Here is a 12,248-nt window from a genome sequence, read left to right on the forward strand (position 1 = left end):
GAGTTCCAGTACGCTGCTGGCACCCCGATAACTAATGGCATTGCTGACAAAAAACCGAAGAGTGGAAAGAGAAAGGGAGGGCATCCATTGCCCTCCCCTCCGTGGTCCACGCTCCCTGCGACAGTACCGACCAGGACCTCAAGTGGCCAGAATGAAGTCTGTGGCCGTGACGGTTGTTGCGTCGGCCACACCTACCAGGGTGATAGAGCCAGCGCCGAAGGTGAGCAACGTATCCGCACCGACATCGGCGATGGTGACGCTGCTGCCAAAGGTCGCAGCCGTGATGTTGAGCGCGGTGAGATTGAGCAGATCCTGGCCGCCCGCCGCATTGGTATCGAAGCTGGTGATCCGGTCGTTGCCGAAGCCCGCGGCGAACATGAAGACATCCTCGCCACTGCCGGCATTCATCGTATCGTTGCCGGCACCGCCAGCAACACTATCGTTACCGGCACCGCCATCGATGATGTCGTTGCCGGCACCACCCAACAGTGTGTCGTTGCCGGCAGCGCCGTTGAGGGTGTCATTACCCACCCCACCGGTGATGACGTTGTTCGACGCGTTGCCGGTGCCGACGAAGTTGCCGACTCCGGTGTAGAGCAGATGCTCGACATTGGCCCCCAGCAAGTAACTGGTCAGCGAGGTTTGTACGGAGTCCTCACCGTTATTCCCCACCTCGACCACCGCGTCCGCGGCAGAATCGACGCGATAGGTATCGTTGCCGGCTCCGCCGACCATCCGGTCAGCACCCGCACCACCCGTGAGGACGTCGTTGCCGGCGCCACCCGTCAATGTGTCGTTGCCGTCACCGCCGTTGAGGCTGTCATTACCCACCCCACCGGTGATGATGTTGTTCAACGCGTTGCCGGTGCCGACGAAGTTGCCGACGCCGGTGTAGAGCAGATGCTCGACATTGGCACCCAGCGTGTAGCTGGTCAGCGTGGTCTGTACGGAATCCGCACCCTCACCCGTCACCTCGACCACCAGGTCCCCGGCTGAATCGACGCGGTAGGTATCGTTGCCGGCTCCGCCAACCATCCGGTCATTGCCCGCACCACCCGTGAGGACGTCGTTGCCGGCGCCACCCATCAATGTGTCGTTGCCGTCACCGCCGTTGAGGGTGTCATTACCCACCCCACCGGTCATGACGTTGTTCAACGCATTGCCGGTGCCGACGAAGTTGCCGGTTCCGGTGTAGAGCAGATGCTCGACATTGGCGCCCAGTGTGTAACTGGCAATCGTGGTCTGTACCGAATCCTCACCCTCACCCGACGCCTCGACCACCAGGTCCCCGGCGGAATCGACGCGGAAGGTATCGTTGCCGGCTCCGCCGACCATCCGGTCATTACCCGTACCGCCAGTGAGGACGTCGTTGCCGGCGCCACCCATCAATGTGTCGTTGCCGGCACCACCGTTGAGGGTGTCATTACCCACCCCACCGGTCATGACGTTATTCGACGCGTTGCCGGTGCCGACAAAGTTGCCGACTCCGAGGTAGAGCAGGTGCTCGACATCGGCACCCAGTGTGAAGCTGGCCAGCGTGGTCTGTACGGAATCCTGACCCTCACCCGGCAACTCGACCACCACGTCCCCGACGGAATCGACGCGGAAGGTATCGTTGCCGACGCCGCCCAGCATCTGGTCATTGCCCGCACCGCCATCGAGAAGGTCGTTGCCTTCCTCGCCATTGAGGAGGTCGTCGCCGTCCCCGCCGTTGAGAATGTCGTCGCCAGTGCCGCCAAACAACTGGTCGACACCGCCCAGGCCATTGAGCGTATCGTTCCCGCCCAGGCCAAACAGCACATCACTACCCGCGGTACCGTTGAGGGTGTTCGCCAGGGCGTCGCCCGTTTGCACCGCACCCAGTTGCACTACCGCCGCCGTCGCCGCAGAGGTCACCGACTCCAGTGTGCCGAAGCCGTCGGTGTAGCGCGCGATCACCCGCAGTTGCTGATTGCTCTGCGCCGCACCAGGGGTGAAGGTCGCGCCAGTCGCGCCGGCGATATTGGTGAAGGTAGTCCCGACACCTTGCTGCCATTGGAAGCTGAATGTGCCCAGTCCGTCCGGATCGGCAATCCCGGCCGTCAGTGCGGTTAGTACTTGCCCTTGATCCGGTGTCGTATCGCTGATCAGCAACGCACCAGTCGGTGCATCGTTGACATTGCCCACCGGGGCCGTGGCGTCGGACGCAACGCTTTCGGCCGTACCAAAGTCATCCACGTAACTGACCACCACGCGCACCTGATCGCCGACCTGAGCCTGACCAAGCGTGAAGGTGCTAGCGGTGGCTCCGACGATGTCAACGAAGGTGACCCCGTTGGTCTCCTGCCACTGGAAGGTGAACTGCGGATTGCTGAGACCATCAACGTCGATGATGGTCGACGGGTCGGCGGTCAACACCTGGTTCTGCACCGCAAGCCCGAGGATGGTCGGTCCTGCGGTCGCTGCGCTGTTCCCCGCAGAATCGACGATCTCCAGCGTACCATTGCCATCCTGATACACCGCCCGAACGCGGATGCTCAGACCGGCGACATCATCTGCCACCCGATAGGTGGCGCCGACCGACCGTGATACCTCGCCAGCGGCGAAAAAGGTGATGTCTTCAAAGACACCCGAACCAGGGATGTTTTCGACCTGCCAGTAGTAAGCCACCGGACCGGTAACCGCTCCGGTCGGATTGGCCGCACTCACGCTGTCGGCGTCGCGGATCGACTGATCGCTGACGCGCAACAGTTGGCCGGCGACAGACGCATCGGTACGCGCACCGGTGGCAGCATCGAGGATCGCCAGACGCCCCACAGGAGCGCTGTTCAAGGCGGTGCCAACGCCGGACGCCTGCGCCTGGTCTGCGAACTGCAGACGCTCGATGCCCGTCAGGCGATCGACGCCATCACGCCCGGCCACCAGGTCGGTCACGATGACGGCGTTGCCATCGACAGCGACGCTGTACTCCGACGCATTACCGGAGAACACCGCGGTGTCGAAGTTGTCAGTGCCGGTCAGAATCTCCCGCACGATGACCAGCTGGCCCGGATTGTAAGTACCGTTGAGCATCGCCTGGACCATCGGCGCCATGCTGTCGAACGTGGCGATTTCCGCGCCAGTGCCATCAGCGTTCGCCCGTACGCTGATGCGTACGTTCAGCCACTTGTCACCATCGATGATGTCGTCACCACCGCGACCTTCGATCAGGTCGCTGCCGCTGCCACCGAGGATGATGTTGCCGCCGTCGAAGAACGTCGCTCCGACTGGCAACAGACCCGCCAGACCGTTGATCAGGCTGATGTTGGTCAGCACACTGCCGGTGGCACCCGCGGTGGGTAGCGATGTCGCATCTTCGTTATCACCGCGCAGGAAGTCACCGTGGGACGAACCCGACAGCCCTTCCATGATGTCGAAACGCACCAGTGCCGAAGCCCCCGAACCCGGCTGCACTGGCACATCGAAGAAGCGGTCGCTGTAATCGATGGTCACGCCCTGGGCGAGATCCTTGAAGGTCGCCCAGTCATAGCCGGAGCCGCCGATATAGCGGTCACCGAAGCCGAGACTGCCGACCATGATGTCGTCGCCACCTTCGCCGTTGAACTTATCGTTCTCGTTGCCGCCGATGTAGACGTCATGACCGATCACCGGATCGTTGCCGAGCGGATCGAAGTTGTCGCCAGGTGCACCGTCCGAGGTGCCCTTCTCGATCCAGTCGTCGCCTTCGTTACCCATGTCCTGTTCGTTGGCTTTGCTGCCCAGGATGAAGTCGTTACCCTGGCCACCAATGGCCTCGGAGGCATCCTCACCGGTCACGATGAAGTCGCTGCCGAACCCGCCAATGATCAGGTTGATGCCGTTGCCTCCGTGCAGCACGTCGTTGCCGTCGCCACCTTGGATGTTATCGTCGCCACCGGTGTCGGTGATGATGTCGTCGCCGGCGCCACCACGCAGCTGGTCGTTGCCATTACCGCCATCCAGGCGATCGTTGCCGCCATCACCCCAGACCGTATCATCGCCATCACCCGAGAGAAGGATGTCTGCGTTGTCGGTGCCACCCAGCACGATGTGCTCTTCACCTGTGTACTTGATGTAGTTGGTGTCCGCCCCCACGGTCAGCGGGTTGTCGCGGAACACCACCTGCGCGCCGTTCGGACCAAGCGGATCAAGGGCGAGCAGGCCTTCGTTGAACTGCTTGCCAGGGTCCACTTCCAGATAGAACGCCATGTCCGAGAACACCAGGCCCGGCAAGTGCGTGGCCGAGGTGTTGGCCATGATCAGCTTGGCGAACGAGTTGCTTTCAAGTTCCGCATTCATCGACAGGCCAGAGGTACGCTCCAGGTAGTAGAAGCGGTCGCCGTCCTGCAGTTTTTCCAGCTGGTTCTCGAACACGAAGTTGAAGGTCGAGCCGAGCATGCCGCCGAACGGGGTTTTCTGTTCGGCCAGGCCGCCAATCCACAGGTCGATGGCATCGACGCCCGTGACCGTCACACCCTTCAGGTCGTCGGCAGTACCCACCAGCCCATCCTTGCCGGCCAGCGTTACGTTGGCAAAGGCACCGGTACTGTTGAGGAAGTCCAGGCGGTCAGCCGGAGCACCCACACCACCGAAGACCAGCGCCAGTGCTGCAGCGCGTTTGCCATCCATCGTGGTCGCCGCCGTGATCGTGTCATGCGTGCCATAGGCCGCGATGAAGTTGATCAACGACTCCGGATGTTTGAGGTGCTGCACCAGATCGACCCAGCTGTTGTACGGCTTGAGTTGGGTATCACCGGTTTGGCTGTAGATGTCGCGGCGGATCGCATTGAGCGAGGGAATCCCCACGTCGCGGCCACGGGCGATGTTAAGCGCCGGCAGGTCGAGCGGCAGGCCGAGCAGGTTATTGCGCAGCGCCTCGGTGACGAACTCGTCGATTTCGTTACCAGCTTGCCGAGTTACCCCACGTATGATCGCACTGGTCGCATCCTCTGGCGACACGCCACTGGCGGCGTACGCCAACGGGTTGAGGAATGCCGCGATCAGGCCAGTCTGTTGATTGCCCAGGGCATTCGGATTGCCGTCGCCCACCACGTTGAAGTTGATATCGAAGCGATCGACGGTCTCGGTCAGCATCGAGTGACCAAACCGGTACACGGTGTGGGCGAACTCGGCGACGATCGAGGCATCGAGGTCGACGTCATAGACCTGGGTCGGTGCGAAGAACAGGTCGATGTTGGGCTGGATGGTCCGCGCAAACTCCTCGAACACCAGGTGCTGATACTGCATCTCGGTGCCGAACTTGGCAGCCTGGAACAAGCGCTCGCCATTCCACACCAGCGCATCGAACTCAGCCTGGGTAGCTGGCAATGCGGCCACCGGAGTGAGCAGCCACTCGTTGAGGAAGGCCACGTCACCCGAATCGAGCACGGTGTCCTTGGTTTGCTGGACCAGGCGGTTGTGCTCGGAGTGGAAGATCGCATGCACCGCGGTCAGGCCGATGTTCTCGTTGACCCGGCCGTCGCCAGCGATGTAGTGAGCGTCGAGCAGTTCGTTGTCATACGTCAGGTTGTTGCCGCCCGCGTCAACGGGCTGCGCATTGCCGACAGCGGTGTCGGCATCCGCCTGCAGAACCCCACCGACGATTACCGGCGCGGCATTGTGGTTAATGTCGACGAGGAACTGGTGACCGGTGCGCACAGCATTGGTCAGGTCAAGGGGAGCAGTCGGATCGCCTTCGACAAGGACGTCATCAGGCGTGCCGCCAAGACCGTCAACACCCTTCATCACGACCATCGGGAAGCCGTTCGGCCCCTTGATGAAATTGCCATAGGCGTCAGTCGCCAACAGCGGGGCATTATCGACGTCGGCATCGGTCAGGTTGATGCCGAGAATGTCACGGGCTTGCGCCTTGACCACCTTCCAGGTCGCCATGCCACCGATTTCGACGTCGTCCGCGGTACCAAACTGGCCATCCACCCCCAGGTCACGGTTGGTGATCAACCTGCCAGTCGCTATGGGGCCGTCGGCGGTCATTTGATAAGCGCGCAGGAACACCTGGTGCGACGGGTGCGAGCTATAGGTCTGGTTCTGGTCCACGAACGGTGAGGTGGTGTTGGTTTGCTCATGGATGTCGTCGGCCGTGCCGAGAATGCCATCCGCCCCTGGCAGGTTGGTCGCGCGGCTCAGCACCATGAAGTTGGTGTTGCCGCCTGGCACAAACAGCGGATCATCCGGTTGCAGCGGAATGAAGACGGTGCCCGAACCACCTTTGGTGACCAGGTCCAGACCATGATCGAAGAACTGCCCGAAGAAGGTCATCCAGGCGTTGAATGGCGCGGACAACCCCGCGTCCGCCGTGGTGTTCTCGAAAAAGTACACATCGTGATCATCGGCAGTACCGAACTGACCATCCAGGCCGGGGCTGGCGACAATCTGTACGCCATCCTTGAGCACATCGTCGTTACCCACCGCGCCGAAGTTGAGCACACCGTCCAGGCCCGGGTTGAAAGCCGTGGCATAGGCCGCCGGGTTGTTCGCCGTCTGATCGACGATCAGGTTACTGATGGTGCGTGGCTGCGAGTCAATCACAAGGCCGCTGTTCTGCGCATACGACGTTCCCCCTTCCGCCGGATTGAAGACCGGATCGGTCAAGCGAGGGAAGACGTTATCGGCGGCACCAAACTCGGTGTGATTGTTGCCGTTGAGGTTCATCAGGTTGTTGTTCGACCCGTCGACCGAACGCAGGCCCAACGGCGCGCGGATGTTCGGGATCAGCGAGAGGATGTCCTGACCGGCCGCATCAGCCTCGGCAATCTTGATCTGGTCGAGGATGAAGTTGAGGTCGGAGCGGACCATGTGCAGGCCTGCACCACCCGAGGTGGCATCGACTACAGGTACCGCCGCCGTTGGCGTGACCGGTGCACCGGCGACTATGGCAGCCGTCGGCGTGGAGAACAGGATCTCCGTGGTGCCGTGACCGTCCTGATAGATCGCCTTGACCCGCAACGACAACCCGGCGAGGTCAGGAGAGACCTTGAACGCGGTGCCGTCGGCGCTTTGGAACGCCAGGTCGCCAGCCGGCAACAGGATGATGTCCTCGAATACGCCGCTGCCTGGGGTTGCCTCGAACTGCCAGATGTAGGACACCGAGGAGTTGGTGATAAAGCCCTGCGGATTACCCGCCGCGACGTTGTTGGCATCGCGCACCCCGGCCACACTGACCGTTAGCGTGTCGCCCACTGTTATCGCCCCGCCGTTGCCATCCGAAACGGTCGGACTGCCAACCGGTTGGGCATTCTGCCCCGGTACCAGCACTAGCTGGTCATCGGCGAATTGCAGGCGTTCGATATGCAGCAGAGTATCGGTGCCGTCGCGACCCGCTACGCTATCTATCACTGTATAGACATCGTCCGCCAAAGTGGCCGTGCCGCGGTCGTCAACAGTAACCGTATACTCGGCCTGAAGCCCGGAGAAAATGGCGGTGTCGAAGGCCGCCCCGCCCGTTGAGGTACCGGGCATGATTTCCCGCACGGCCTTGAGTTGACCCGGGTTAAAGGTACCGTCCAGCATGAACGGAATCATATCGACCATGCTGTCGAAGGTAGCGATCTCAGGGCCGGTATGGTTGACGTCGCCGGCGGCATAAACGGCAATTCTGACGTTGATCCATTTGTCGCCATCGATCAGATCATCGCCACCGCGGCCTTCGATCAGGTCACTGCCATTGCCGCCGAGGATGATGTTGCCAGTGGCAAAGCCGGTGACCGGCAAACCGGCATCGGCCAGGAACTGATCCAGGCCGCGGATCAACGCGACATTGGTCAGCGCACTGCCCGTGGTACCGCCGTGGTTGATGATAGTGACTGCATCAACATTGTCGCCTTTGAGCACATCGCCGAAACTCGAACCGGACAAGCCTTCGACCTCGGCAAAACGGTCAAGAATCGAGGCGGGCGAGGCGCCGACCGGATTGAATATGCCGGCATTCTGGTTGGGTGTATTGCCGTGGGGCTGCGCCAGTGCGGCCAGGCTCAGGTCAACGGTCACGCCAACCTTGTCGTTCTTGTAGGTTACCCAGTCGAAGCCGGACATGCCGTCCATCTTGTCCTGGGCATCGCTGCCGACAAAGATGTCATCGCCACCCTCGCCGATCATTTCGTCGAAGCCGCCACCACCGACAAAGATGTCGTTGCCGATCACATCGTCATTGAGCAACGGCGAGAAGTTGTCGCCAGGCGCACCGTCCTGGGTGCCCTTCTCGATCCAGTCATCACCTTCGTTGCCGGTAGGTGGCAGGTTGGTCTTGGCACCGAGGATGAAGTCGTCACCCTGACCGCCGAAGGTGATGCTGATGTCTTCGGTGGTGATGATGAAATCCTGGCCATCGCCACCCAGGATCAGGTTGCCTGCAGCAAGCATGCTGCCGGCCACGATCACATCGTTACCGGCATTGCCCTCCAGACGGTTGTCGCCGAACGAGTCGGAGATGATGTCATCGCCCGCGCCGCCCAGTACCGCATCGTTCCCGGCACCACCTTCGAGACGGTCGTTGCCGGCGTCGCCGTAAAGGGTGTCATCGCCGTCACCGGAAATGATGATGTCATTGCCGGCGGTGCCGCCCATGACGACATGGTCTTCACCGGTGTACTGCAGATAATTGGTGTCCGGCCCCACGGTGTCGGGGTTGTCGCGAATCACCAGCGGCACGACTTCCACGCCGTTGATCATGATGCCGCCCGTCGGATCGGCACGGCTGTCCACGCCCAGGCCTGTGAACTGGGCGGCCTGATTCACTTCGAGAGTGAACGTCGGCGTCAGAAACACGGTGTTCGCCAGGTGGGTGACATCGGTGTTGAGCATGATCAGCTTGGCAAAGGAGTTGTTCTCAAGTTCAGTGCCGAAGTTCAGGCCCGCGGTACGCGACAGGTAGTAGAAGCGGTCGCCGTTCTGCAACGCCTCCATCTGGGTTTCAAACACGAAGTTGAACGTCGAGCCGAGCATGCCGCCGAACGGCATCTTCTGTTCGGCGAGGCCACCGACCCAGAAGTCGATGTCGTCGACGCCCGTGACTGTCACACCCGTCAGGTCATCGGCAGTACCCAGTACTCCATCCCTGCCGGCCGTCGTTACGTTGGCATAGGCTCCGGTGCTGTTGAGGAAGTCCAGGCGGTCAGCCGGCGAACCCGCACCATTGAATACCAGCAAAAAGGCCGCAGCGCGTTTGTCTGCCAGCGTGGTCGCCGCCGTGATCGAGGCATGCGTGCCATAGGCCGCGATGAAGTTGATCAGCGACTCGGGGTGCTTGAGGCTGTCCGCCAGGTCAGCCCAACTGATATACGGCTTGAGTTGGCTGTCGCCGGTTGACGCGTAGAACTCACGGCGCGCCTCATTCAACGTGGGGATGCCGGTGTCGCGACCACGCGCCATGTTCAGGCTCGGCAAATCGAGCGGCAAACCGAGCAGGTTGTTGCGCAACGCTTCGGTGACAAACTCATCGAGTTCGTTGCCGACCTGGCGGGTCACACCGCGAATGATCGCTCCTGCCGCCTGGTCCGCAGTCACCCCGCTGCTGGCGAACGCCAGCGGATTGAGGAAGGCCGCGATCAGGCCGAGTTGCGAGTCCGGGTTGGTCGGGTCAGTGAGCAGCGGATTGAACGCGGGGTCGAAGCGATCGACGGTCTCGGTCAACATCGAGTGACCGAAGCGGTACACCACGTGGGCGAACTCGGCGAGAATTGCCGGGTTGATCGAAGTGTCATAGCCGCTGGGTGCAAGGAATTCGTCGACCTGCGGCTGGATAGTCCGCGCGAATTCCTCGAACACCAGGTGCTGGTACTGCATCTCGGTGCCGAACTTGGCAGCCTGGAACAGGCGTTCGCCGTCCCACACCAACGCCGCGATCTCGGCAGGTGTAGTCGGTATTGCAGCCACGTCGACTACCAGCCACTCATTGAGGAAGACCAGATCGCCGGCGGCAATGAGGGTGTCCTTGGTTTGCTGGACCAGGCGGTTGTGCTCAGAGTGGAACACATGGTGCACGGTGGTCAGGCCAATGTTCTCGTTCACCCGGCCGTCGCCGGCAATGTAGTGGGCGTCGAGCAGTTCGTTGTCATAGGTCAGGTTGTTGCCGCCCGCGTCAACGGGCTGCGCATTGCCGACAGCGATGTCGGCATCCGCCTGCAGTACCCCACCGACGACGACCGGCGCGGCATTGTGGGCGATGTCGTCGAGGAAGCCATGCCCGGCGCTCACGGCGTTGGCCAGACTGATCGGAGCTGCCCGGTTGCCTTCGACCAGTTGAGTGACGTCATCAGCCGTCCCCGCGATGCCGTCAGCGCCGTTACTGATGCGAATCACCACCTGCGGCATGCCGTTCGGCCCGCGGATGAAGTTGCCGTACGCATCGGTTGCCAGCAACGGCACGTTGTGTACATCGGCGTCAGTCAGGTTGATGCCGAGAATGTCACGGGCCTGGGCCTTGACCACCTTCCAGGTCGCCATGCCGCCATTTTCGCCACTGCCATCATCGGCCGTGCCGAACAGGCCATCGGCGCCGAGATCGCGGTTGGTAATCAAGCGCCCCGTTGCAACAGGATCACCTGCCGCGTTGAGGACGTACTCGCGCAGGAACACCTGATGCGACGGGTGCGAGCTGTAGGTCTGGCTCTGGTCGACGAATGGCGAGGTGGTGTTGGTCTGGCCATCATCGGTGGTGCCGACTATTCCGTCCGCGCCGGCGGTACGCACCGCACGTGGCAGTACCATGAAGTTGGTCGGGCTGCCCGGTACGAACAACGGATCGTCCGCCTGCAGCGGAATAAACACGAAGTCGGTAGCGCTCTTGGTGACCAGGTCGAGACCGTGGTCGAAGAACTGGCCGAAGAAGGTCATCCACGAGTTGAAGCTGGCGGTCAGGCCGACGTCCGGCGACACGTTGGGAAAGAAGAACACATCCTTGTCATCGGCCGTGCCGAACACGCCATCCAGCCCGGGGCTGGTGACTATCTGTACGCCATCCTTGAGTACGTCGTCATTACCCGCACCCACCACGCCGAAGTTGAGCACACCGTCCAGGCCCGGGTCGAACGCTGAGGCATAGGCCGCCGGGTTGTTGGCGGTCTGATCGACAACCAGGTTACTGATAATCCGTGGTTGCGGATCGGTCACATTCCCTGTCCCGGCGTATGCATCCAGAAACGAGGGATCAAGCAGGCGCGGGAAGGTATTGTCCGAGGCGCCAAACTCGGCCTGGCCGGTGACCAGGTTGTTGAAGCTGCCATCGACGGTACGCAGGCCGAATGGCACCTGAGTGTTGGGAAGCAAATCAATGAGGCTGGCGCCGTCTGCATTCGCTTCTGCGATGAAGATTTGCTTGAGGATGAACTCCAGGTCCGACTTGCTGAAATTGGCCATTTTGGATTGCCCTCGATCTATTTGGGTAAAGGCACGGGACGAGAAAACCCTCCCGCGCCAAGTCAAGTGCTGGCTTGCGCAGTTTGTTGGTTATGTTTTTTAGCGAGAGCTCTGGCGTTACCCGGGACCCGGGATACGCGCCTGGAATTCACGAAATGAATTGCTCGCCGGGCGATCAGGCAGAGCGGATTCGAGCCCTGGGCGGGCCATGGAATCTGGAAGTGAAGGCGAACGTCCTGGACAGCCCCTTCCCTCTGCAAAAGCACGAAATGATCGACATAATTCTGCTCCTCTCAGGAGAATCACCGCGCCTTGCGTTGCCAAAGCGATGGCAAGCTTCAGGCGGGCGGGTCCCCCCGATAACTAAGACTAAAGTTCCATAGCAAACCTTTGTCAATATTACGTCGCTAAAACTGACGACTGGCGTTAGGCGACACAACTAGCTGTTTTTAAAAGACATATAGGAAGTTGAGTGCAGGTATAGAGCGAAATGTTATTTCTTACTGCCCGGAGTGCATAAAACAAAGGAATAACGTCGCAGCGCGTAACTACCCAAGTACCTTTCATGTCCTTCATCCAGAAGAGGGTTGTGTCCTTCCAGCCTTGGGTGGAGAGATTGCACGCGCCGAACCGGAGGTACGGCTGGCCGTCGAAAAAGGCCTGAAGCAAATACAGAAAGCCTGGGCCGATCGTCTCGGTAGCCCTGATGCGGCATGGGCCGTCATCGCTCAATGTGTGGGAGCGCTAGTCCTGTCCCGAGCAGTCGAGAATGAACGAACTCACAAGGAAATCATTGCCTCGACCCGCAAAGCTATTGAAAAGAGCTATTTCACGCCGGAAAAATAGAAAAACGTCTCCGATTATGCGAGAGCAGCTCG

At 60.9% G+C, this 12,248-nt stretch carries 2 protein-coding genes; one reads left to right on the plus strand and one right to left on the minus strand.

Going from position 1 to position 12,248, the window contains the following annotated elements; translation table 11 throughout:
* Positions 1-138: 138 nt before the first annotated feature.
* Positions 139-11,370: a peroxidase family protein gene (locus AC3ITY_RS22675; protein ID WP_489305092.1), complete on the minus strand. Its 11,232-nt coding sequence runs from the start codon at positions 11,368-11,370 to the stop codon at positions 139-141.
* Between the two features lie 468 nt (positions 11,371-11,838).
* On the opposite strand from AC3ITY_RS22675, the gene AC3ITY_RS22680 reads away from it, so the two are divergent.
* A complete protein-coding gene (locus tag AC3ITY_RS22680; RefSeq protein ID WP_489305093.1) occupies positions 11,839-12,216 on the plus strand; it encodes a hypothetical protein in 378 nt (125 codons plus the stop codon).
* Positions 12,217-12,248: the final 32 nt, after the last annotated feature.

This window comes from Pseudomonas sp. GL_091 (assembly GCF_057837725.1).

Bases quoted from the DNA above. Each gene is read 5' to 3' on its own strand.
- AC3ITY_RS22675 (WP_489305092.1), bottom strand. From the start codon at position 11,370: ATGGCCAATTTCAGCAAGTCGGACCTGGAGTTCATCCTCAAGCAAATC.